The sequence below is a fragment of the Streptomyces sp. NPDC047981 genome (assembly GCF_040653315.1).
Lineage (GTDB): Bacteria > Actinomycetota > Actinomycetes > Streptomycetales > Streptomycetaceae > Streptomyces.
In genome coordinates this window covers 1-22996 of sequence record NZ_JBEZNQ010000089.1, presented here as the reverse complement: position 1 = coordinate 22996, position 22996 = coordinate 1, and the positions used below count along the sequence as shown (strand labels likewise).

Annotated in this window: 19 protein-coding genes; 1 reads left to right on the top strand and 18 read right to left on the bottom strand. The window is 71.3% G+C overall.

From position 1 onward, the window contains the following. Window positions 1-52: 52 nt before the first annotated feature. The 4 genes from AB0E14_RS33855 to AB0E14_RS33840 form a co-directional block, all read right to left on the bottom strand. The gene (locus AB0E14_RS33855) at window positions 53-520 is read right to left on the bottom strand and encodes a GNAT family N-acetyltransferase (RefSeq protein ID WP_362427237.1); all 468 of its coding nucleotides are present in this window, start codon (window positions 518-520) and stop codon (window positions 53-55) included. After that, window positions 517-1458, bottom strand: coding sequence for an RluA family pseudouridine synthase (locus AB0E14_RS33850; RefSeq protein WP_362427234.1), 942 nt, complete (start codon window positions 1456-1458; stop codon window positions 517-519). Before AB0E14_RS33850 ends, AB0E14_RS33855 begins: the two co-directional genes overlap by 4 nt. A gap of 29 nt (window positions 1459-1487) precedes the next feature. After that, the gene (gene lspA, locus AB0E14_RS33845; protein ID WP_362427231.1) at window positions 1488-2129 is read right to left on the bottom strand and encodes a signal peptidase II; all 642 of its coding nucleotides are present in this window, start codon (window positions 2127-2129) and stop codon (window positions 1488-1490) included. Window positions 2130-2191: 62 nt separating this feature from the next. Continuing rightward, complete coding sequence (locus AB0E14_RS33840) at window positions 2192-3040, bottom strand: TraR/DksA family transcriptional regulator (protein WP_362427228.1); 849 nt, start codon at window positions 3038-3040, stop codon at window positions 2192-2194. A gap of 559 nt (window positions 3041-3599) precedes the next feature. On the opposite strand from AB0E14_RS33840, the gene ileS reads away from it, so the two are divergent. Continuing rightward, window positions 3600-6737 (top strand): isoleucine--tRNA ligase, encoded by a 3138-nt coding sequence (ileS, locus tag AB0E14_RS33835; RefSeq protein ID WP_362427224.1) that lies wholly within the window; start codon window positions 3600-3602, stop codon window positions 6735-6737. A gap of 171 nt (window positions 6738-6908) precedes the next feature. On the opposite strand, the gene AB0E14_RS33830 is transcribed toward ileS, so the two are convergent. From AB0E14_RS33830 to AB0E14_RS33765, 14 genes are all read right to left on the bottom strand, one after another. Then, window positions 6909-8021, bottom strand: coding sequence for a DivIVA domain-containing protein (locus tag AB0E14_RS33830; protein WP_362427220.1), 1113 nt, complete (start codon window positions 8019-8021; stop codon window positions 6909-6911). A 55-nt stretch (window positions 8022-8076) separates the two neighbouring features. After that, window positions 8077-8367: a YggT family protein gene (locus AB0E14_RS33825; RefSeq protein ID WP_352190508.1), complete on the bottom strand. Its 291-nt coding sequence runs from the start codon at window positions 8365-8367 to the stop codon at window positions 8077-8079. A 77-nt stretch (window positions 8368-8444) separates the two neighbouring features. Further along, window positions 8445-9065, bottom strand: coding sequence for a cell division protein SepF (gene sepF / locus AB0E14_RS33820; RefSeq protein ID WP_362427217.1), 621 nt, complete (start codon window positions 9063-9065; stop codon window positions 8445-8447). A 125-nt stretch (window positions 9066-9190) separates the two neighbouring features. Beyond that, window positions 9191-9910 carry a YggS family pyridoxal phosphate-dependent enzyme gene (locus AB0E14_RS33815; protein WP_362427214.1) on the bottom strand — a complete coding sequence of 240 codons (720 nt, stop codon included), beginning with the start codon at window positions 9908-9910 and terminating at the stop codon, window positions 9191-9193. Between the two features lies 1 nt (window position 9911). Further along, window positions 9912-10640, bottom strand: a complete 729-nt coding sequence (gene pgeF, locus AB0E14_RS33810; RefSeq protein WP_362427211.1) for a peptidoglycan editing factor PgeF — start codon at window positions 10638-10640, stop codon at window positions 9912-9914. After that, window positions 10637-11848: a cell division protein FtsZ gene (gene ftsZ / locus AB0E14_RS33805; protein ID WP_362427207.1), complete on the bottom strand. Its 1212-nt coding sequence runs from the start codon at window positions 11846-11848 to the stop codon at window positions 10637-10639. The genes pgeF and ftsZ overlap by 4 nt, the downstream gene beginning before the upstream one ends. Window positions 11849-12124: 276 nt before the next feature. Beyond that, window positions 12125-12928 (bottom strand): FtsQ-type POTRA domain-containing protein, encoded by an 804-nt coding sequence (locus AB0E14_RS33800; RefSeq protein WP_362427205.1) that lies wholly within the window; start codon window positions 12926-12928, stop codon window positions 12125-12127. 39 nt (window positions 12929-12967) lie between these two features. Beyond that, window positions 12968-14059, bottom strand: a complete 1092-nt coding sequence (murG, locus tag AB0E14_RS33795) for an undecaprenyldiphospho-muramoylpentapeptide beta-N-acetylglucosaminyltransferase (RefSeq protein ID WP_362427202.1) — start codon at window positions 14057-14059, stop codon at window positions 12968-12970. Between the two features lie 6 nt (window positions 14060-14065). Continuing rightward, complete coding sequence (gene ftsW, locus AB0E14_RS33790) at window positions 14066-15406, bottom strand: putative lipid II flippase FtsW (RefSeq protein WP_362427199.1); 1341 nt, start codon at window positions 15404-15406, stop codon at window positions 14066-14068. A gap of 54 nt (window positions 15407-15460) precedes the next feature. Further along, window positions 15461-16900, bottom strand: a complete 1440-nt coding sequence (gene murD, locus AB0E14_RS33785) for a UDP-N-acetylmuramoyl-L-alanine--D-glutamate ligase (protein ID WP_362427196.1) — start codon at window positions 16898-16900, stop codon at window positions 15461-15463. After that, window positions 16882-17952 (bottom strand): phospho-N-acetylmuramoyl-pentapeptide-transferase, encoded by a 1071-nt coding sequence (mraY, locus tag AB0E14_RS33780; protein ID WP_315890924.1) that lies wholly within the window; start codon window positions 17950-17952, stop codon window positions 16882-16884. Before mraY ends, murD begins: the two co-directional genes overlap by 19 nt. Next, a complete protein-coding gene (murF, locus tag AB0E14_RS33775; protein ID WP_362427191.1) occupies window positions 17949-19373 on the bottom strand; it encodes a UDP-N-acetylmuramoyl-tripeptide--D-alanyl-D-alanine ligase in 1425 nt (474 codons plus the stop codon). The genes mraY and murF overlap by 4 nt, the downstream gene beginning before the upstream one ends. 3 nt (window positions 19374-19376) lie before the next feature. Beyond that, complete coding sequence (locus tag AB0E14_RS33770; protein WP_362427188.1) at window positions 19377-20924, bottom strand: UDP-N-acetylmuramoyl-L-alanyl-D-glutamate--2,6-diaminopimelate ligase; 1548 nt, start codon at window positions 20922-20924, stop codon at window positions 19377-19379. A 118-nt stretch (window positions 20925-21042) separates the two neighbouring features. After that, window positions 21043-22996: penicillin-binding protein 2 (locus AB0E14_RS33765; RefSeq protein ID WP_362427185.1), on the bottom strand; the 1954-nt coding region annotated here is incomplete at its 5' end.

Below are 22996 nucleotides of genomic sequence, written 5' to 3'. Positions count from 1 at the left end.
AGAGCCGCGCGGAACCGCACGGCGCCTCCGGGGCGCCGCGGGAATCCGCCGGTTAGAGCGCCCGCCGCATCGCCCGGTGCGGAATGCCCGCGTCCGGGAACTCGGGGCCGTACACCTCGTAGCCGAGCCGCTCGTAGAAGCCGAGGGCGTGGGTCTGGGCGTGCAGGTCCACGGCGGCCAGGCCGCGCTCACGGGCCGCGTCCTCGATGGCGCGGACGAGCGCCGCGCCGACCCCGAGGCCGCGCGCGGCCTTGGCCACCGCGAGGCGCCCGAGCGAACCGACCGAGGCGTCGCCGCCGGTCTTGCCGAGTGCGTCGGCCCCGAACAGGAGCCGGCCGGTGCCCAGTGGAAGACCGTCCTCGCGCAGGGCGAGCACGTGCACGGCGGTGGCGTCGTACGCGTCGTACTCCAGCTCCTGCGGCACGTTCTGCTCGACGACGAAGACCTCGCGGCGGACCGCGAAGCAGGCCTCCCGGTCCTCGTCCCCGGTCGCCTCGCGGACGACGTAGCCGGCGCTCACGCGCTCTCCGCCGCGATCCGGTCCAGCGCGTTCTGCAGGTCCGCCGGGTAGGTGGACGCAAACTCGACCCAGCGCCCGTCGGAGGGGTGCTCGAAGCCGAGGCGGACGGCGTGCAGCCACTGGCGGGTCAGCCCGAGCCGCTTGGCCATCGTGGGGTCCGCCCCGTAGGTGAGGTCGCCCACGCAGGGGTGGCGGTGGGCCGACATGTGCACGCGGATCTGGTGCGTGCGGCCGGTCTCCAGCTTGATGTCGAGCAGCGAGGCGGCGCGGTAGGCCTCGATCAGGTCGTAGTGCGTCACCGAGGGCTTGCCGTCGGCGGTGACGGCCCACTTGTAGTCGTGGTTGGGGTGGCGCCCGATCGGCGCGTCGATCGTGCCGCTCATCGGGTCCGGGTGGCCCTGGACGAGCGCGTGGTAGCGCTTGTCGACGACCCGCTCCTTGAACTGGGCCTTGAGCAGCGTGTACGCGCGCTCCGACTTGGCGACGACCATGAGACCCGAGGTGCCGACGTCGAGCCGGTGCACGATCCCCTGGCGCTCGGCGGCGCCGGACGTGGAGATGCGGTACCCGGCGGCGGCGAGGCCGCCGATGACGGTCGTCCCGGTCCAGCCGGGGCTCGGGTGCGCGGCCACCCCGACCGGCTTCATGATCACGACGATGTCGTCGTCGTCGTGGACGATCTCCATGCCCTCGACCGGCTCGGCCACGATCTGCACCGGCGCCGGGGCCCCGGGCATCTCGACCTCCAGCCACGCGCCACCGCTGACCCGCTCGGACTTGCCGACGACGGCGCCGTCGACCTGGACCTTCCCGGTGGCGGCCAGCTCGGCCGCCTTCGTACGGGAGAACCCGAACATACGGGCGATGGCGGCGTCGACGCGCTCGCCCTCCAGGCCATCGGGAACGGGCAGCGTGCGGATCTCGGGACTCGTGCTCACCCGTCGAGTATGCCTTGTGCCGGGAGTGCTCAGTCCTTGTGGACGGTCCCGTCCGGGTCCAGACCCCGGAAGGAGAGGATCACGATCAGGAAGCCGCCGCAGACGATCGCCGAGTCCGCGAGGTTGAAGACGGCGAAGTGCGCGGGGGCGATGAAGTCGACGACCGCGCCCTCGAAGACGCCCGGGGACCGGAAGATCCGGTCGGTCAGGTTGCCCAGCGCACCGCCGAGCAGCAGGCCGAGCGCGATCGCCCACCACGTGCTGTAGAGCTTGCGCGCGAGCCGGATGATCACGGCGATCACCACGGCCGCGATGCCGGTGAAGATGAACGTGAAGGCCTCGCCCATGCCGAAGGCGGCACCCGGGTTGCGGATCGCCTCGAACCGCAGCAGGTCACCGATGACCTGGATCGGCTCGTGGCCCTCCAGCCTGGCGACCACGAGCATCTTGGTGCCGAGGTCGAGCAGGTACGCGACGAGGGCGACGACGAGCAGCGCGGCGATCTTGCGCTTGCCCTTCGGCCGCTCGGCCGGGGCCTGGGCGCCGTCCGAGGACTCCGCTCCCGAGGTCGCCCGGTCCGAGGCCGCTCCGCCCGCGGCTTCCCCGCCCGGGCCGACCGTGCCGTCAGCGTCTGAATCCGGCGTACCGATGATGCGCTCCGCCTCTGCCACGTGAGTCCCTCAACCTAGGTGCCTGACTGTGCACGAGGGTACGGCACACCCCTTCGGGACCGTCAGCCGCGGCGCTCCTGCTTCTGCTTGTCCTCGACGCAGAGCGTGGCCCGCGGGAAGGCCTGCATGCGGGCCTTGCCGATCGGCTTGCCACAGACCTCGCAGAGGCCGTAGGTGCCCGCGTCGAGGCGTTCCAGGGCGTGCTCGGACTGCTCCAGCATCTCGCGGGCGTTCGCGGCCAGGGCGAGCTCGTGCTCGCGCGTGATGTTCTTCGTACCGGTGTCGGCCTGGTCGTCGCCCGCGCCGTCCCCGGAGTCCCGCATGAGTCCGGTCAGCTCCTCCTTGGAGTGCAGCAGCTCGGCGCGCAGCCGGAGGACCTCGCTCTCCAGCTCGGCCCTGGCCTCGGCGACCTCCTCGGGCGTCCAGGGGTCCTCGCCGGGCCGTACGGCCAGCTCCCCGGTGCGCGCCTGGGGAACGGCCGCCTCGCTGTCGGCCGTCGTGACGCCACCCGCGGTCTTCTTCGCTGCCACTGTCGCGGCTCCTGTCTGCTGCGCCTGCGCCGCGGAAGCGGCCTTCTTCTTCACTGCGCTCTTCTTCGCGACGGCCTTCTTGGCGGCCGGCGCCTTCTTCGCGGCCGCCTTCCTGGCGGCGGGGGCCTTGGCCGCCTCGCCGGCCGCCGTCTCCTTGGCGTCGGCCTCCTCGACCACCGTCTTCCTGGTGGCCGACTTCTTGGCCGCCGCCTTCCTGGTCGCCGCCTTCTTCGCGTCCGCCGCCTTCTTGGGACCCGCCGCCTTCTTCGCGACCGTCGACTTCTTCCCGGTGACGTCCTTGGCCGCCCCGCCGGTTCCGCCCGTGGAACCGGCGGAACCGTCGGTCGAGGTCTTCTTCGCGGCGGTCTTCTTCGCCACCATGTCGCGGCCCCTTCACATTTTGTGATCTTGCTCGCGAATCGTGCTGGGACGATAAATCGGCCCAAGGCCCGCGGCAACGGGGCACGCCGCCGTTCGCACCCGCCCCGCGCCGATGGCACGGCGAGTCTGCATCCGTTGTGCCCAGCTCCCCGCCCCGTAATCCGCCCCGCGACCACCGGCGAAGTCCGGCCACGCCCGTATGCCCATTCGGGTCACGCCGGGCCGCCTCCGGCACCCCCCGAAAAGCGGTCTGCCGAGCCGCCGCGGCGCCCGTACACTGTGGGGAGCGAAAGGCTTGGATGGGGACGAGTAGCGTCGTACGCAGCCATGAGCGACCCGGGGACGGTGAGAGCCCGGGGGCGAGCCCGATGTGAACCATCACCCCGGAGCCGCCGGAAGAAAGCCGTCAGGCGACTAGAACCGGCATCGCGACCCCAATGAGGGGGCCGTGGGCAGCACACGCCCGGGGCCAAGGAGGGTGGTACCGCGGGAGCCGCGCAGCACGGCGCTCTCGTCCCTCCGGACGGAAACGAAGCAGTCCGCCGGAGGAAGCTCGCCGATGAAACCGCCGCAGTACCGCCAGGTGCCCGCCCAGGTAGACCTGCCCGCGCTCGAGCACGCCGTGCTCGACTTCTGGCGCGACAACAAGGTCTTCGCCAAGACCCTGGAGCAGTCCGAGGGCCGCCCCGAGTGGGTCTTCTACGAGGGCCCGCCGACCGCCAACGGCATGCCCGGCGCCCACCACATCGAGGCCCGCGTCTTCAAGGACGTCTTCCCCCGCTTCCGGACCATGCGCGGCTACCACGTGGCCCGCAAGGCCGGCTGGGACTGCCACGGCCTGCCGGTCGAGCTGGCCGTCGAGAAGGAGCTGGGCTTCGCGGGCAAGAAGGACATCGAGGAATACGGCATCGCCGCGTTCAACGACAAGTGCCGCGAGTCCGTGACCCGGCACACCGACGCCTTCGCCGAGCTGACGACCCGCATGGGCTACTGGGTCGACCTGGACGACGCGTACCGGACGATGGACCCCGAGTACATCGAGTCGGTCTGGTGGTCGCTCAAGCAGATCTTCGACAAGGGCCTGCTGGTCCAGGACCACCGCGTCGCCCCGTGGTGCCCCCGCTGCGGCACCGGCCTCTCCGACCACGAGCTGGCGCAGGGGTACGAGACGGTCGTCGACCCCTCCGTCTTCGTCCGCTTCCCGCTGACCTCCGGCCCGCTGGCCGGCCAGGCCGCGCTCCTGGTCTGGACGACGACCCCCTGGACCCTGGTCTCCAACACGGCCGTCGCCGCGCACCCCGAGGTCACCTACGTCGTCGCGACCGACGGCGAGGAGAAGCTCGTCGTCGCGCAGCCGCTGGTCGAGAAGGCCCTCGGCGAGGGCTGGGTGACCACGGGCGAGTCCTTCACGGGCGCGGAGATGGAGCGCTGGACGTACCAGCGCCCCTTCGAGCTGATCGACTTCCCGGCCGAGGCCCACTACGTGGTCAACGCCGACTACGTGACGACCGAGGACGGTACGGGTCTGGTCCACCAGTCCCCCGCCTTCGGTGAGGACGACCTCAAGGTCTGCCGCTCCTACGGCCTGCCGGTCGTGAACCCGGTCCGCCCCGACGGCACCTTCGAGGAGGACGTGCCGCTGGTCGGCGGCGTCTTCTTCAAGAAGGCCGACGAGCAGCTGACCGCCGACCTGGACGCGCGCGGCCTGCTCTTCCGGCACGTGCCCTACGAGCACAGCTACCCGCACTGCTGGCGCTGCCACACGGCGCTGCTCTACTACGCGCAGCCGTCCTGGTACATCCGCACGACCGCCGTCAAGGACCGCCTTCTCCAGGAGAACGAGAAGACGAACTGGTTCCCCGACTCGGTCAAGCACGGCCGCTTCGGCGACTGGCTGAACAACAACATCGACTGGGCGCTCTCCCGCAGCCGCTACTGGGGCACCCCGCTGCCGCTGTGGCGCTGCGAGGACGGCCACCTCACGTGCGTGGGCTCGCGCGCCGAGCTGACCGAGCTGACGGGCGCGGACCAGTCCGAGCTCGACCCGCACCGCCCGTACATCGACGCGGTCACCTTCCCGTGCCCGAGCTGCTCGAAGACGGCGACGCGCGTGCCGGAGGTCATCGACGCCTGGTACGACTCGGGCTCGATGCCGTTCGCGCAGTGGGGCTACCCGTACAAGAACAAGGAACTGTTTGAGTCCCGCTACCCGGCGCAGTTCATCTCCGAGGCCATCGACCAGACCCGCGGCTGGTTCTACACGCTGATGGCCGTCGGCACGCTGGTCTTCGACAAGTCCTCGTACGAGAACGTGGTCTGCCTCGGCCACATCCTCGCCGAGGACGGCCGCAAGATGTCCAAGCACCTGGGCAACATCCTGCAGCCCATCCCGCTGATGGACCAGCACGGCGCGGACGCCGTCCGCTGGTTCATGGCGGCCGGCGGCTCGCCGTGGGCGGCGCGCCGGGTGGGCCACGGCACGATCCAGGAGGTCGTGCGCAAGACGCTCCTGACGTACTGGAACACGGTCGCCTTCCAGGCGCTGTACGCCCGTACGTCCGGCTGGGCGCCGAGCGAGGCGGACCCGGCGCCCGCCGACCGCTCGGTCCTCGACAAGTGGCTCCTGTCCGAGCTGAACACGCTGGTGACCGAGGTCACCGGAGCCCTTGAGTCGTACGACACCCAGCGGGCGGGCAAGCTGATCTCCGCCTTCGTCGACGACCTGTCGAACTGGTACGTGCGCCGCTCGCGGCGCCGGTTCTGGCAGGGCGACGCCGCGGCCCTGCGCACCCTGCACGACGTGATCGAGACGGTCACCCGCCTGATGGCCCCGCTCACGCCGTTCATCACCGAGCGGGTGTGGCAGGACCTGGTGGTCCCGGTGACCCCGGAGGCCCCGGAGTCCGTCCACCTCTCGACGTGGCCCGAGCCGGACGCCTCGCTGGTCGACCCGACGCTGTCCACGCAGATGACCCTGGTCCGCCGGCTGGTCGAGCTCGGCCGGGCGACGCGGGCGGAGTCGGGCGTGAAGACCCGGCAGCCGCTGTCGCGCGCCCTTGTGGCGGCGACGGGCTTCACGGACCTCTCCCCCGAGCTCCAGGCCCAGATCACGGAGGAGCTGAACGTCACGTCGGTGGCCTCGCTCTCCGAGGTCGGCGGCAGCCTCGTGGACACGACGGCCAAGGCCAACTTCCGGGCCCTGGGCAAGCGCTTCGGCAAGGGCGTCCAGGACGTGGCGAAGGCGGTGGCTGCGGCCGACGCGGCGGCGCTGTCGCTGGCGCTGCGCGGCGGCGAGGCGACGCTGGAGGTCAACGGCGAGACGATCACGGTCGGCCCCGAGGAGATCATCATCACGGAGACTCCCCGGGAGGGCTGGTCGGTCGCCTCGGACGCGGGCGCGACGGTGGCCCTGGACCTGGAGATCACTCCGGAGCTCCGCAAGGCGGGCCTCGCGCGTGACGCGATCCGCCTGATCCAGGAGGCCCGCAAGAACAGCGGCCTGGACGTGGCGGACCGGATCGCCCTGCGCTGGACGTCCGAGTCCGCGGAGACGACGGAGGCCCTGACGGCCCACGCGGGCCTGATCGCCGACGAGGTCCTGGCGACGGACTTCGCCGAGGGCCCCGCCGACGACGCCTACGGCACCCCGTTCACCGACGAGGGCCTCGCCCTCGCCTTCCGCCTCCGCAAGGCGTAACGGCACGGTCGAAGGCCCGGCACCCTACGGGGTGCCGGGCCTTTCGCTTCCCCACCCAGCCCGCGCCGGCGCACGCGTTCCGCGACACGGCAAAGGGCCGGGCCCCGGTTTCCCGGGGCCCGGCCCTTCAGCCTGCCGACGGCTACGCGCTCATCGCGCGAACCCGCGCCGTCAGTTGTCGTCCTCGTCGATCAGGAAGCCACGCATCGGCGCCGGCGCCTGCTGCATCGGCTGCGGCGCCTGCGGCCGGACCGGAGCCATCGGCTGGGTCATCGCCGGGGACATCTGCTGCTGGCCACCGTAGGACGGGGCACCGCCCATGGACGGCGCGCCGCCCATCGTGCCGTTGCCGCCGTACGACGGGGCGCTCGCGCCCGCCGAGGCCATCGAGGGCGCCGGCGGCAGCGAAGCCGTGGCCGGCGTCCGCGGCGGGGCCAGCGAGTCGTCCGCCTGGGAGTCCAGCTGACGCAGCTGCGACTCCAGGTACGACTTCAGACGCGTGCGGTACTCACGCTCGAAGCCCCGCAGGTCCTCGACCTTGCGCTCCAGCGTCGCGCGGGCGGACTCCAGCGAGCCCATCGCCACGCGGTGCTTCTCCTGGGCGTCCCGCTCCAGCGCGTCGGCCTTGGCGCGGGCGTCCCGCTCCAGGCCCTCGGCGCGCGAGCGCGCCTCGCCGACGATCTTGTTGGCCTCGGAACGGGCCTCCGCGATCGCCTGGTCGGCCGTCTGCTGGGCCAGCGAGAGCACGCGGGCGGCGCTGTCGCCACCGGGGCCCTGCTGGGGCTGCTGCATCGGCTGCTGCATCTGCTGCGGGTGCCCCATGGGGCCGCCCATCGGCTGACCCATCGGGCCACCCTGCATCTGGCCGGGGCCGGGGCCCATCGGGCCGCCCTGCATGGGGCCGCCCTGCATCGGACCGGGGCCGTGGCCACCGGGACCGGCGGGGAGCTGCGGCGCACCGGAAGGCAGCTGCGGCGGACCCATCTGCGGGGGCTGCTGCTGGACCGGCGGACCGGATATGGCGGCGGGCACCGGGGCGCCGGGACCGACGGGACGATCCTGCGGCTCCGGGGGCTTGCGCATGCCCTGCTGCTGCTGGTTCTGCGCGGCGGCACGCGTCGCGGCGGCCAGCTTGGCGCGCAGGTCCTCGTTCTCGCGGAGCAGGCGGGTCAGTTCGGCTTCGACCTCATCGAGGAAGGCATCGACCTCGTCCTCGTCATAGCCTTCTCGAAGGCGGACGGTCGTGAACTGCTTGTTCCGCACGTCCTCGGGGGTCAGCGGCATCTCTTCTTCACCTCTACGTAGTCGTCGGCAGTCGGCAAGACCGTATCGTCCACATTCACCTCGCGAAGCCGCTCACGATGGAGATCAGGATGTAGACGATGATCATCAGAACGAAGAAGGACAGGTCGAGTGCCACGCCCCCGAGACGCAGCGGCGGGATGAACCGCCGCAGAAGCTTGAGCGGTGGATCGGTGACAGTGTAGGTGGCCTCCAGAACGACCACCATCGCCTTGCCGGGTTGCCATGAACGCGCGAACTGGAACACGTAGTCCATGACCAACCGGAAGATCAGCACGATGAGGAAGCACATCAGCGCGATGTAGACCACCTGCAGTGCGACGCCCATCCCGCGCTTCCCTCTCCCCTGGCTCTCGTGCTCTCGCTTGTCCGGCCTTCCGGCCGGCCGTTCCGGTCTTCGTCGTCTCAGCTCTGGTTGAAGAATCCGCCCTCTGCGATCCGGGCCTTGTCCTCCGCCGTGACATCGACGTTAGCAGGCGACAACAGGAACACCTTCTGCGTCACGCGCTCAATGCTGCCATGGAGCCCGAAGACGAGTCCGGCGGCAAAGTCGACAAGTCGCTTTGCGTCGGTGTCGTCCATCTCCGTGAGGTTCATGATCACCGGAGTGCCCTCACGGAAGTGTTCCCCGATGGTACGGGCTTCGTTGTAGGTCCGGGGGTGGAGTGTGGTGATGCGGTACGGCTCCCGCTCGGACACGACCTTGGGCATGATCACCGGTGCGTTCTTCTCCAGGCTCGGACGTTCGGGTGTGATGGACGCCACGGGGGCGATTCGTGCCGGACGTCCGCTTTCAGCGGAAAGCGGGACGGCGTGCGCGACCGGCTCGCGGGGCGCGGACTGCTGCACCACGCGCACCGGCTCCTCCCGCTCCACCTGACGCGGGGGCTGGTGGCGCCGCTCACGCTCGGGTTCCGGTTCCAGCTCGGGTTCGAAGTCGTCGTCGGGGTCGAACCCCCGGCCGTCGTACCCATCGTCCTCCACGAGGCCGAGGTAGACCGCCATCTTGCGCATAGCGCCGGCCATTCTCTGAGTCCTCCGCTCTGTGGTGGATCGGCCCTGTCGCCAAGTGCCCGTGATCCACGAGGTCCGCCCCGCCGACCGGCGGGAATGACCATATTTTCTGCTGTGGTCCGACTTGCTTCGCGACGTTACCCGAGCCTGGGGCGGACACCCAGTACCGCCGTACCGATGCGCACATGTGTCGCTCCGGCAGCCACGGCGTCCTCGAGGTCCGCACTCATTCCCGCGGACACCATGTTCGCAGCCGGGCGGGTCGCGCGCAGGAGAGTCGACAAATCCATCAGGCGGTCGAACGCCGCACGTTGGCGGCCTGCATAGGGGCCGGCGAGCGGCGCGACGGTCATCAGTCCGTCCAGCCTGAGCCCGGGCGCGGCCTCCACGGCCGCGGCCAACTCCTCGATGCCGTCCGGCGCGACACCGCCGCGCTCGCCGCGCTCGCCCGACTCGGCGTCGAGCGCGACCTGAAGGAGACAGCCCAGCTCACGACCCGCCTTCTCGGCCGCGGCCGAGAGTGCGGTGACGAGCTTCGAACGGTCGACGGACTGCACGACATCCGCATAACTCGTCACAGAACGGACCTTGTTCGTCTGCAACTGACCGACGAAGTGCCAGCGGAGGTCCAGATCCGCACAGGCGGCCGCCTTGGGGGCGGCGTCCTGGTCGCGGTTCTCCGCCACGTCCCGTACGCCGAGTTCATGCAAGATCCGCACATCGCTCGCGGGGTACGTCTTCGTGACCACGATCAGGGTCACTTCCGATCGCTTGCGCCCGGCGGCGTCGCAGGCCGCGGAGATCCGCTCCTCCACCCGCGCCAGGTTCTCGGCGAGTTCGGTCTTACGGTCCGTCATATCAGTCCAACCAGACATATCCCGCGAGTCGCCCCGTGGTGCGATCCCGGCGGTACGAGAAGTGGTCACCCGACTCCCGGGTGCAGACCCCGGCGTCCTCGACGTCCCGGATCCCGAGCCGCTCCAGCTGGGCGTGGACCCCGGCGGTGACGTCGACGGCGGGGGTCCCCCAGCTCGTCTCGGCGAAGGCGGCCGGCTCGACCGCGGCCACGTCGGCCCTCATCGACTCCGGGACCTCGTAGCAGCGCCCGCAGACGGCGGGGCCGGTGCGGGCGGTGATCCTGGCCGGGTCCGCGCCCCGTTCGATCATGGCCCGCACGGCGGCCGGTACGACCCCGGCGACCATCCCGGGCCGCCCCGCGTGGGCCGCGGCGGCGACCCCGGCCACCGGGTCCGCCAGGAGCACCGGGGTGCAGTCGGCGGTCAGGACGGCGAGGGCGAGTCCGCGCCGGGCGGTGACGATCGCGTCGACCTCCGGCACCGGCCGCTCGCCCCAGGGCTCGTCGACCACCGCGACGTCCGGGCCGTGCACCTGGTTCATCCAGACGACCCGGCCCGGGTCGAGCCCGAGCGAGCCCGCGGCCCGCGCCCGGTTGGTCCGCACGGCCCCGGGGTCGTCCCCCACCGCGCCGCCGAGGTTGAGCTCCTCGTACGGAACGGCGCTCACCCCGCCCCACCTGTCGGTGAAGGCGAAGTGCGCGCCGCTCACGTGGTCGTGCTGCCCTATCACTTCAAGAAGTCCGGGACATCCAGCTCTTCGGCCTGGGTGTCCGGGTACGGACGGGCCGGCGGGACCACCGGCGGGGTGACCGGCGGCAGCGGGTCCGCGGCGGCCACCGGGGCCGGCTCGGCCGGGGCCGACGGCTCGTCGGCGCGCGGGGCGACGGTGCCGAGGCCGCCGAGCGGGCGCTCGGTGGCGCGCGGCGCCGGGGCCGGCTCCTCGCGCTTGGCCGAGGCCGAGCTGAGGATGTTGTCGCGCCGGGCCGGCGGCTGACCGCCGTCGAAGCCGGCCGCGATGACCGTGACTCGCACCTCGTCGCCCAGGGCGTCGTCGATGACGGCGCCGAAGATGATGTTGGCCTCGGGGTGGGCCGCCTCGCTGACCAGCTGCGCGGCCTCGTTGATCTCGAAGAGACCGAGGTCCGAGCCGCCGGAGATGGAGAGCAGGACGCCCCGGGCGCCGTCGATGGAGGCCTCGAGGAGCGGCGAGGAGATCGCCATCTCGGCCGCCGCGACCGCGCGGTCGTCGCCGCGGGCGGAGCCGATGCCCATGAGGGCCGAACCGGCCTCGGACATGACCGACTTGACGTCGGCGAAGTCGAGGTTGATCAGACCGGGGGTGGTGATGAGGTCGGTGATGCCCTGCACACCGCTCAGCAGCACCTGGTCGGCCGACTTGAAGGCGTCGAGCACGGAGACCTGGCGGTCCGAGATCGAGAGCAGCCGGTCGTTCGGGATGACGATGAGGGTGTCGACCTCTTCGCGGAGCTCGGCGATGCCGTCCTCCGCCTGGTTGGCCCGGCGGCGACCCTCGAAGGTGAACGGCCGGGTGACCACACCGATCGTCAGGGCGCCGAGCGAGCGCGCGATGTTGGCGACGACGGGCGCGCCGCCGGTGCCGGTGCCGCCACCTTCGCCGGCGGTGACGAAGACCATGTCGGCCCCCTTGAGGACCTCCTCGATCTCCTCACGGTGGTCCTCTGCCGCCTTGCGACCGACTGCCGGGTTGGCCCCGGCCCCGAGGCCGCGGGTGAGTTCACGGCCGACGTCGAGCTTGACGTCGGCGTCGCTCATCAACAGCGCTTGCGCGTCGGTGTTGATCGCGATGAACTCGACGCCCTTGAGACCGACCTCGATCATTCGGTTGATGGCATTGACACCACCGCCGCCGACACCGATGACCTTGATGACTGCGAGGTAGTTCTGCGGTGCTGCCACGTCGAAGGCCTCTCGCCTCGAGTTACGTGTCGTCGCTTCGCGGGAGTCGCGCTGCGACGACGGATGCCGATGGGACGGTCCGAAACGCCGACCCAAACCCTAACGTTGAAGTTTAGGGTTACCAGTGTCTCTGTTCGCTGGACTCTTCCGAACAGGACACTAAGTCGACAAGTGGCGCACGTTCAACGAACACGCCGAACCTCCCGTTTTTCTTTTCACCCTATGTGATCACCCATAGCGCTGGCCAACCAGGGCGCTGGCCAGCGGGTATGAGCGTCAACTTCCCGACGCGGCGGGCGCCGTGGGGGCGCTTACATCGAAGTGTCCCGCTTTGGGCGCCGCCTTCATCAGGGCGGTGAGGACACGGGCCTTGACGGCACCGTCCTCGCCGCTGCCCCAGAAGACCGTGCGGCCGCCACTGAGCTCCAGGGTGATGGAGTCGTACGAGGTGACGCCGACGACACGAGTGTCCCGGGCGATTTTCTCGGGGAGTTCGCCCGTCACGCCCACGGCTTCGAGCAGCAGCCGGTCCTCGTCGAAGCGGCGCAGGCTCGGTGCGGAGCCGGCCTTCAGGAGGAGTTTCGGTACGCCCGCGGGGGCCTTGTCCACGGTGGCGAACCGCGTTCCCGCGGAGTCCACTTCGGTGAACTTTCCGCCCTTTTCCACCACCAGGACGGGCTTCCGCTCCGTCACTTTCAGACCGATTCCATGCGGCCAGGACCGAAAGACCTCGACCGTGTCGATTCGGGGCAGTTTCCGCAGCAGTCGCGCCTCGATGGCGTCGGTGTCGACCGAGACGAGCGGGGACCCGATCGGCACGGCCGCGACCTCCTCCACCTCACGAGGTGTCAGAACCCGTGTGCCGGAGGTCGAGACCCGCTCCACCCGCAGCCAACTGGAGCCGTACAGCGCCCACAGTGCGCCGGCCGCGACCAGGACGGATGCGAGGGCGATCAGGAGAAACCGCGCCCCCGGCGCCCGGAATCCAAGATTCCGGGCGCCGGAACCGGAGGAGTCGGGCTCCGACGATCCCTTCGGCTCGCGTGTGCCACGCTTCTCCGCTGTCGTCGGTCCCGACACGTGCCCTGCCTCCTGTGCTGTGCGGGCGCGGCCCGCCGTCTACGAGCGCCGCGCGGCGATCGCCTCGTACACCATGCCGACGAGCAGGTCGTCGGCGTCCCTGCGGCCGAACTCGGCGGCGGCGCGGGACATCTCGTACAAGCGGTGCGGATCGGCCAGTACGGGCAGGACGTTGCCCTGCACCCACTGCGGCGACAGCTCCGCGTCGTCGACGAGCAGTCCGCCGCCCGCCTTGACCACCGGCTGGGCGTTGAGCCGCTGTTCGCCGTTGCCGATCGGCAGCGGGACGTACGCGGCGGGCAGCCCGACGGCCGAGAGTTCGGCGACGGTCATCGCGCCCGCGCGGCAGAGCATCATGTCGGCCGCGGCGTACGCGAGATCCATCCGGTCCACGTACGGTACCGGCACGTACGGCGGCATCCCGGGCATGTTGTCGACACGCGGCACCTCGTTCTTCGGGCCGACCGCGTGCAGGATCTGGATGCCCGAGCGCTGGAGCACCGGGGCGATCTGCTGGACGACCTCGTTGAGCCGCCGGGCGCCCTGCGAGCCGCCCGAGACGAGCAGCGTCGGCAGGTTCGGGTCGAGGCCGAAGGCGGCGCGCGCCTCGGGCCGGACCCGGGCCCGGTCCAGGGTGGCGATCGTGTGCCGCAGCGGGATGCCGATGTAACGGGCGTTGCGGAGCTTGGAGTCCGGGCTGGCGACGGCGACCCCGGCCGCGTACCGCGAGCCGATCTTGTTGGCCAGGCCGGGCCGGGCGTTGGCCTCGTGGACCACGATCGGCACGCCGAGCCGCTTGGCCGCCAGGTAGCCGGGCAGGGCCACGTAGCCGCCGAAGCCGACCACGCAGTCGGCCTTGGTGCGCTCCAGGATCTGCTCGGCCGCCTTGATGGTGCCGCGCAGCCGCCCGGGGACGGTGATCAGCTCAGGGGTGGGCTTGCGCGGCAGCGGCACGGCGGGGATGAGCGCCAGCTCGTAGCCCCGTTCGGGCACGAGCCGGGTCTCCAGGCCCTTCTCCGTCCCGAGCGCCGTGATCCCCACGCTCGGGTCCTGCCTGCGCAGGGCGTCCGCGAGGGCGAGCGCGGGCTCGATGTGGCCGGCGGTCCCCCCACCGGCGAGTACGACATGCACCGAAATTCACCGCTCTCCGGACGGACGCTTCTTGACGCGCCGTCGCATCGACTTCCCAATCATCCCGGTCCGCCTGCCCCAGCCGGGGCGCCGCATGGCCAGGGCCGCCTTCGCGGCGGGATCCTGTCGCGCGAAGGCGATGAGGAGCCCGACGGCGAACATGGTCGGCAGCAGGGCCGACCCTCCGTAGGAGAACAGCGGGAGCGGGACACCGGCGATCGGCAGCAGACCGAGCACCGCACCGATGTTGATCACGGCCTGCGCCGTGATCCAGGTGGTCACGCCTCCCGCGGCGTACCTCACGAAGGGGTCCTCCGTGCGTCCGGCCACGCGGATACCCGCATAGCCTAGAGCCGCGAACAGGGCGAGTACCGACAGCGTCCCCGCGAGCCCCAGTTCCTCCCCGGTGACGGCGAAGATGAAGTCGGTGTGCGCTTCGGGTAGTTGGCCCCATTTTTCCACACTGGCGCCCAGTCCGGAACCGAACCATCCGCCCGAGGCCAGAGCATAGATGCCGTGGGCCGCCTGGAGGCAGGGGGCGCCCTCTCCCCCGGGGTCGGTGGCGCCGATGCAGGCGAACCGCTTCAGCCGGTTGTCGCTGGTCCTGATCAGCAGGAAGCCGATGCTCCCGGCGACCGCGAGCACCCCGACGAAGAGCCTGGTGGGCGCGCCGGCGGTCCAGAGCAGGCCGAAGAGGATGGCGGCGAGCACGATCGCCGTGCCCATGTCCCCGCCGAGCATGATCAGGCCGAGCAGCAGGAACGTTCCGGGCACCAGCGGGACCAGCATGTGCTTCCACTGCGTGAGCAGTTTCATGTCCTGCTTGCGGGCCAGCAGGTCCGCGCCCCACAGGATGAGCGCCAGCTTGCCGAACTCGCTGGGCTGGAGCATGAACGGGCCGCCCAGCGAGATCCAGTTCTGGTTGCCGCCGACCGCCTTCCCTATCCCGGGAACCTGCACCAGCACCATCAGGAAGACGGCGCCGACCAGGATCGGGTAGGCGAGCGCCCGGTGCAGCTTCACCGGCATCCGGGAGGCGACCAGGAGCAGCACGGCGCCGAGGACCGCGGCGAAGAACTGCTTGCGGAAGAAGTACGAGGGCACCAGGTCGTAGCGGAGCGCCGTGATCATCGAGGCGCTGTAGACCATCACCAGGCCGAGCGCGGTGATGAGCAGCGCGGCGCCGAGGATCACGTAGTACGCGGTGAGCGGCCGGTCCCAGGCCCGCCGCGCCTGTTCGTACATCCGCCGCACACCGCCGGCGCGGGGTGACCGCGGTGGCGCGGGAGCGCGCCCCCCGCCGCGGACGGCGGAGGGCCGGCGGGTCCCGGCGGTTCTGCTCGGCATGGTCGCTGTCCCCTCCAGTCGGGCCCGGCGCCGCCGGACCTCGTTGCCCGTAGGTCAGACGCGCCCGGTGGAGGCGAGGGCGCGGACCGCGTCCGCGAAGGCCTCGCCCCGCTTGTTGTAGTTGGTGAACATGTCCATCGAGGCGCAGGCCGGGGCCAGCAGGACCGTGTCGCCCGGCCGCGCGAGTCGCGCCGCCTCCTGGACCGCCTCGGACATCGCCCCAGTGTCGGTCCGGTCGAGGTCCACGACCGGGACCTCGGGGGCGTGTCGCGCCAGGGCTTCGCGGATCAGCGCGCGGTCGGCGCCGATCAGGACGACCCCGCGCAGGCGCTTCGCCGACCTGGCCACGATCTCGTCGAACGTGGCGCCCTTGGCGAGCCCGCCGGCGATCCAGACGATCGGGTCGTAGGCCGCCAACGAGGCTTCCGCGGCGTGGGTGTTGGTGGCCTTGGAGTCGTCGACGTAGACGACGCCCTCGATCTCCTCGACCAGCTCGATGCGGTGCGGGTCGGGCCGGAAGGCCCGCAGTCCGTCCCGTACCGCCTTCGGCTCGACGCCGAAGGCGCGGGCGAGGGCGGCGGCGGCGAGCGCGTTGGCGATGTTGTGCGGGGCGGGCGGCTGGACGTCGGCGACGTCGGCGAGCTCCTGGGCCTGCTTCTGCCGGTTCTCGACGAAGGCCCGGTCGACGAGGATGTCCTCGACGACGCCGAGCTGGGAGGGGCCGGGGGTGCCGAGGGTGAAGCCGATCGCGCGGCAGCCCTCCTCGACGTCGGCCTCGCGGACCAGGTCCTCGGTGGCCTTGTCGGCGACGTTGTAGACGCAGGCGACGGTGTTGCCCTCGTAGATCCGGCCCTTGTCGGCGGCGTACGCCTCCATGGAGCCGTGCCAGTCGAGGTGGTCCGGCGCCAGGTTGAGCACGACGGCCGAGTGGGCGCGCACGCTCGGCGCCCAGTGGAGCTGGTAGCTGGAGAGTTCGACGGCGAGGACGTCGTACGTCTCGTCGCCGAGGACGGCGTCGAGGAGCGAGACCCCGATGTTGCCGACGGCGGCCGTGCGCAGGCCCGCGGCCTCCAGGATGGAGGCGAGCATCCGCACGGTCGTGGTCTTGCCGTTGGTGCCGGTCACGGCGAGCCAGGGAGCGGAAGTCCTTCCCGACGGGGTGTCCCGCAGTCGCCACGCCAGCTCGACGTCGCCCCAGACCTCCACGCCCGCCTCTGCGGCAGCCGCGAAGAGCGGCTTGTCGGGCCGCCAGCCGGGGGTGGTGACGACCAGCTCGGTGGCCTCGGGCAGGGTGTCGCCGTCGCCGAGGCGGACGGTGATGCCCTCGGCCCGCAGCTCCTCCGCCTGGGCCCGGGAGCGCTCGTCGTCGCCGTCGTTGACGACGGTCACGACGGCGCCGAGCCCGTGCAGGACGCGGGCGGCCGGGATCCCGGAGACCCCGAGACCCGCGACGGTGACCCTCTTGCCGTTCCAGCTCACTTTTCGGATGCCCATCCCGCATAGAAGAGGCCCAGGCCCACGATCACGCACATGCCCTGGATGATCCAGAACCGGACGACGACCAGCACTTCCGACCACCCCTTGAGTTCGAAGTGGTGCTGGAGCGGGGCCATCCGGAAGACGCGCTTGCCGGTCATCTTGAACGAGCCGACCTGGATGACCACCGACATGGTGATCAGCACGAACAGGCCGCCGAGCAGGGCGAGCAGCAGCTCGGTACGGGAGCAGATGGCAAGTCCCGCGAGGGCGCCGCCGAGGGCCAGCGAGCCGGTGTCACCCATGAAGATCTTGGCCGGCGAGGTGTTCCACCACAGGAAGCCGAAGCAGGCACCCATGAGGGCGGAGGCGACGACCGCGAGGTCGAGCGGGTCGCGGACCTCGAAGCAGGCGTTGGGGTTGGTCAGGGTGACCGCGTTGGCGCAGGACTCCTGGAACTGCCACAGACCGATGAAGGTGTACGCGCCGAAGACCATCACCGACGCGCCGGTGGCCAGGCCGTCCAGACCGTCCGTCAGGTTCACGCCGTTGGACATGGCCAGGATCATGAAGAGCGCCCAGACCACGAACAGGACGGGTCCGATGGACCAGCCGAAGTCGGTGATGAAGGAGAGCTTCTCGGAGGCCGGGGTGAGCCCGCGCAGGTCGGCGAACTGCAGCGAGAGCACGGCGAAGGCGATGCCGACGATCAGCTGGCCGGCCATCTTCGCCTTCGCCCGCAGACCCAGCGAACGCTGCTTGACGATCTTGATGTAGTCGTCGAGGAAGCCGACGAGGCCCATGCCGGCCATCAGGAAGAGGACGAGGACGCCCGAGTACGTCGGGTCCTCACCGGTGATGACCTTGGCGAGGGCGTACGCGATGAGCGTGGCCAGGATGAAGGAGATACCGCCCATGGTGGGCGTGCCCTTCTTCCCGGCGTGGCCGCGCGGGCCGTCGTCGCGGATGAACTGCCCGTACCCCTTGCGGGCCAGGAGCTTGATGAGCAGCGGAGTACCGATCAGGGTCAGGAAGAGCCCGATGGCGCCCGCGAAGAGGATCTGCCTCATCGGCCCGTGACCTCGCTCTCGGAGTCGAGGAGAGCCAGGGCGACCTGCTCCAGACCGACCGACCTGGACGCCTTCACAAGGACGACATCCCCCGGGCGCAGCTCACTGCGCAACAGGTCGACCGCCGCCTGCGCGTCGGACACGTGCACCGACTCCTCACCCCACGAACCCTCGTTATATGCGCCCAGTTGCAGCCAGGACGCTTCCCTGTCCCCGACCGCGACGAGCTTGCTGACGTTGAGCCGGACGGCCAGCCGTCCGACCGCGTCGTGCTCGGCGAGCGATGCGTCCCCGAGCTCGGCCATCTTGCCGAGCACCGCCCACGTGCGGCCCCCCTGGGCCTGTGCTCCCCGGCCCATGGCCGCGAGCGCGCGCAGAGCGGCTCGCATGGACTCGGGATTCGCGTTGTAGGCGTCGTTGACGATCGTCACGCCGTCCGGACGCTCGGTGACCTCCATGCGCCAGCGCGACAGGGTGCCTGCCTCGGAGAGCGCGGTGGCGATCTCCTCCACGGGCATGCCCAGCTCATGGGCGACGGCGGCCGCGGCGAGCGCGTTCGACACGTGGTGCTCACCGTACAGGCGCAAGGTCACATCACTGCACCCGGTGGGTGTGTGAAGCCGGAATGAGGGCTGTCCGGCAGCTGTGAGGTGGACGTTCTCGGCACGTACGACCGCTTCGTCCGACTCTCCGAACAGCGTCACGCGCGCCCGGGTCCGGGCGGCCATGGCGCGCACGAGCGGGTCGTCGGCGTTGAGGACCGCCACGCCGCCCTTGTCGGCGGGCGGCAGCGCCTCGACGAGTTCGCCCTTCGCCTGGGCGATCTGCTCGCGGCCGCCGAACTCGCCGATGTGGGCGGTGCCCACGTTGAGGACGAGTCCGATCCGCGGCGGGGTCAGTCCGGTGAGGTAGCGGATGTGACCGATGCCGCGGGCGCCCATCTCGAGCACCAGGTGCTGGGTGTCGTCGCTCGCGCGCAGCGCCGTCAGCGGCAGCCCGATCTCGTTGTTGAGCGAGCCGGGTGTCCAGACGGTGGGCGCGTGGCGCTGGAGGACCTGGGCGATCAGGTCCTTCGTGGAGGTCTTGCCGGCCGATCCGGTCAGCGCGACGACATCGGTGCCGAGGCGTTCGACGACGGCGCGGGCGAGCGCGCCGAGCGCCGCCTGGACGTCGTCCACGACGATCGCGGGCACCCCGACGGGGCGGGCGGCCAGCACGGCTGCCGCGCCCGCCTCGACGGCGCGGGCCGCGTAGTCGTGGCCGTCGACCTGTTCGCCGGCGAAGGCGGCGAACAGGCTGCCGGGCTTCACCTCACGGGAGTCGATGACGACGGGACCGGTGATCCGGACGGCCGGATCCGGTATGTCGTACGACTGCCCGCCGACGATTTCGGCGATCTCGGCGAGGGAGAGGGCGATCACAACTTATCCCTGACTGTTCTTGAGGCTGCGTTCAATCGCTTCGTGCAGGACCTGGCGGTCGTCGAAGGGGCGGACCACCCCGGCGATGTCCTGGCCCTGCTCGTGGCCCTTGCCGGCGACGAGCACGGTGTCGCCCGACTGCGCGCGGGCCACGACCGCGGCGATGGCGGAGGCGCGGTCGGCGTCGACCAGGACGTCGCCGCGCTCGTGCGCGGGCACCTCTGCGGCGCCCGCGAGCATCGCGGCCAGGATCGCGAGGGGGTCCTCGGAGCGGGGGTTGTCGGAGGTCAGTACGGCGGTGTCGGCGAGGCGCGCGGCGGCGGCGCCCATCGGTCCGCGCTTGGTGGTGTCCCGGTCGCCGCCGCAGCCGAGGACGATGTGCAGCCTGCCCTCGGTGACCTTGCGCAGCGAGCGCAGGACCGATTCGACGGCGTCCGTCTTGTGCGCGTAGTCGACGACCGCGAGGTACGGCTGGCCGGCGTCCACGCGCTCCAGGCGGCCCGGGACACCGGGGACGGCGGCGATGCCGTCGGCGGCGGTCTGCGGGTCGATCCCGGCGGTGGCCAGGGTGACGATCGCGGCCAGGGTGTTGGCGACGTTGAACGGGCCGGGCAGCGGAGCGGCGGCGGTGATCCGCTCGCCCTCGGGGCCGACGACCGTGAACGTGGAGCCGTGGGAGCCGATCTCGACGGACTCGGCGCGCCAGTCGGCGTCCGGGTGGCCCTCGGCGGAGAAGGTGACGACCGGGACGCCGGACTCGGTGGCGAGCCGGCGGCCGTAGGTGTCGTCGAGGTTGACCACGCCGCGCCTGCTGCGCTCGGGGGTGAACAGCCGCGCCTTGGCCTGGAAGTAGTCCTCCATGTCGGAGTGGAACTCCATGTGCTCCGGGCTGAGGTTGTTGAAGACCGCGACGTCGAAGACGCAGCCGTCGACCCGGCCGAGCACGAGCGCGTGGCTGGAGACCTCCATGGCGACCGCCTCGACACCACGTTCGCGCATGACGGCGAAGAGGGCCTGGAGGTCGGTGGCCTCGGGGGTCGTCCGTTCGGACTTGATGCGCTCGTCGCCGATCCGCATCTCGACCGTGCCGATGAGGCCGCTCCGGCGGCCGGCCGCCTTGAGGCCGCCCTCCACCAGGTAGGCGGTGGTGGTCTTGCCCGAGGTGCCGGTGATGCCGATCTGGAGGAGGTCCTCACCCGGCCGGCCGTAGATCTCGGCGGCGAGCTCGCCCATCCGGCCGCGCGGGTCCGTCACGACCAGGACCGGCAGCCCGGTCGCGGCGGCGCGGTCGGCGCCGGCCGGATCGGTGAGGATCGCGGCGGCGCCGAGACCGGCGGCCTGGGCGGCGAAGTCGGCGCCGTGCACCCGGGCGCCGGGCAGGGCCGCGTAGACGTCGCCGGGGCGTACCGCCCGCGAGTCGTGGGTGATGCCCGTGACGTCCGCGTCGCCGGGCGCCCCGACGCCGAGCCGTGCGGCCAGGTCGCCCAGGGGTGTCGGGCGGGCCTGCTCCGGGCGGGGCGGGGTGGTTCGGTACTGATCAGCGTGTGGCACGGCGGTGAGCGTACCGGGCCCACCCGTCGCGGGGCCAAAAGAGGCCGGGGCGTCGCCGGAGTTCGATTTCCGGTTCCCGGAATCTGGGGTGATCGTGCTCACTGGTGCTCCCGGGGTGTCACTCGCTGTCCTTGAACGTGACCGGCAGTCGGGCGGGCTCGCTGCCGGTGGGGGCCACATGGAGCGTCTTGAGGGCGAACTCCATGACCTTCTTGTAGATGGGGCCGCAGATCTGGCCGCCGAAGTAGCTGCCCTTGGTGGGGTTCTGGATCGCGCAGTAGACCGTGATCTGCGGGTCGTCGGCGGGCGCGAAGCCGGCGAAGGAGGCGGTGTACCCCTTGTAGCGGCCGAGCTCGGGGTCGACGCGGTTGGCCGTGCCGGTCTTGCCCGCGACCCGGTAGCCGGGGATGCGGGCCTTGGTGCCGGTGCCCTCCTCGTCGCCGACCACGGACTCCATCATCTGCGCGAGGGTCTTCGCGGTCTTCTCGCTGACCACGCGGGTCTGCTCGGGGGCGGGTGCCGGGGTGAACCGGCCGTCGGGTCCCTTGGTGCCGCGGACGAGGGTGGGCTCGATCCGTACGCCGCCGTTGGCGATGGTCGAGTAGACCGAGGCGGCCTGCATGGCGCTGACCGAGAGGCCCTGGCCGAAGGGGATCGTGTACTGCTGCGAGGTCGACCAGTCCTGGGGCTTGGCGAGGATGCCCGGGGTCTCGCCCGGGTAGCCGAGCCCGGTGGGGCTGCCCATGCCGAACTTGCGCAGGTAGGAGTAGAGGACCTGGTTGGACTCGGCCTGGGTCCTGCCGAGCTGGCCGGTGGCCAGGATGGTGCCGATGTTGCTGGACTTGGCGAGGACTCCGTTGAGGGTCAGGTACCAGGTCGGGTGGTCGATGTCGTCCTTGAAGAGCCGGTCGCCGCGGTGCAGCCGGTTGGGGACGGTGACATGGGTGCCGGGGGTGGCCGCGCCCTCCTCCAGGACGGCGGCCATGGACATGACCTTGCTGGTGGAGCCGGGCTCGTAGGCGTCCTGGAGGGCCGCGTTGCCCATCGCGGCGGCGTTGGCCGCGGAGAGGTCGTTGGGGTCGAAGCCGGGGGCGTTGGCCATGGCCAGGACCTCGCCGGTCCGGGTGTTCTGCACTATGACGTAGCCGCGGTCGGCCTTGGACTTCTTCACCTGCTCGGTGATGGCCTGCTGGGCGGCCCACTGGATGTCCCGGTCGATGGTCAGCTCGATGTCGGAGCCGGGCACGGCCGGGGTGCCCTGGGAACCCGCGGTGGGCACCTGGCGCCCGCCGGACTGGGCGAACCTGATCTTGCCGTCCTCGCCCGCCAGCTCCTTGTCGAGCATGGACTCCAGGCCCCCGGCGCCGCGGCCCTCGGCGTTGACGTAACCCAGTATCCCGGCGGCCAGCTCCCCGTTGGGGTAGACGCGCTTGGTGCTGGGTTCGCTGAGGATCCCGCCGAGCAGGTTGACGCCGTTTCCGCCCTCGGCCGGCTTGGCCTTCTTCTCGTAGACCTTCTTGAGGTCCTTGATCTGGTTCCAGACCTGGGGGGTCTGCTTGCGCGCGAGCAGGGTGTAGCGGGACTTGGGGGTACGGAGCTTCTTGGCCAGGTCCGCGGGCTGCTTCCCGAGGAGCGGCGCGAGGAGCGCTGCGGCCTGCTCGGGGGCGTCCCGGACCTTGCTCTCCTCGGGGGTGAAGAGCTTGGGGTCGGCGGTGATGTCGTACGCGTCGACGCTGGTGGCGAGGGCGATCCCCGAGCGGTCGGTGATCTCGCCCCGCTCGGCGGAGAGCGTGTACTCCTGGAAGCGGTGGGCCTCGGCCTTCGCGGCGAGCACGGGCGCGTCGACGGCCTGCACCTGGAGCAGCCGGACGACGAAGGCGAGCATGACGAGGGTCAGGCCGAGGGAGACGAGCCGCAGCCGGGGCTTGGGGCTGCCGAGCCGGATCGTGCGCACCTTCCGCGCCGGCGGGCGGGGCGCGGGTCTGCGCGGGGCGCCCGAGCGCGCGGCGGCCGGCCGTGCGGCGGCCGGGGGCCGGGGGCGGGCCGGGCGGGCGGGGTGCGCGGGGCCGGGC

Excerpts from the sequence above, each read along its gene's own strand:
- AB0E14_RS33825 (WP_352190508.1), bottom strand. The coding sequence starts at position 8,367 with ATGGGCGTCGCACTGCAGGTGGTCTACATCGCGCTGATGTGCTTCCTC.
- sepF (WP_362427217.1), bottom strand. The coding sequence starts at position 9,065 with ATGGCCGGCGCTATGCGCAAGATGGCGGTCTACCTCGGCCTCGTGGAG.
- mraY (WP_315890924.1), bottom strand. The coding sequence starts at position 17,952 with ATGAGGCAGATCCTCTTCGCGGGCGCCATCGGGCTCTTCCTGACCCTG.
- AB0E14_RS33815 (WP_362427214.1), bottom strand. The coding sequence starts at position 9,910 with ATGACGGACCGTAAGACCGAACTCGCCGAGAACCTGGCGCGGGTGGAG.
- ftsW (WP_362427199.1), bottom strand. The coding sequence starts at position 15,406 with ATGCCGAGCAGAACCGCCGGGACCCGCCGGCCCTCCGCCGTCCGCGGC.
- ileS (WP_362427224.1), top strand. The coding sequence starts at position 3,600 with ATGAAACCGCCGCAGTACCGCCAGGTGCCCGCCCAGGTAGACCTGCCC.
- murD (WP_362427196.1), bottom strand. The coding sequence starts at position 16,900 with ATGGGCATCCGAAAAGTGAGCTGGAACGGCAAGAGGGTCACCGTCGCG.
- AB0E14_RS33840 (WP_362427228.1), bottom strand. The coding sequence starts at position 3,040 with ATGGTGGCGAAGAAGACCGCCGCGAAGAAGACCTCGACCGACGGTTCC.
- AB0E14_RS33830 (WP_362427220.1), bottom strand. The coding sequence starts at position 8,021 with ATGCCGCTGACCCCCGAGGACGTGCGGAACAAGCAGTTCACGACCGTC.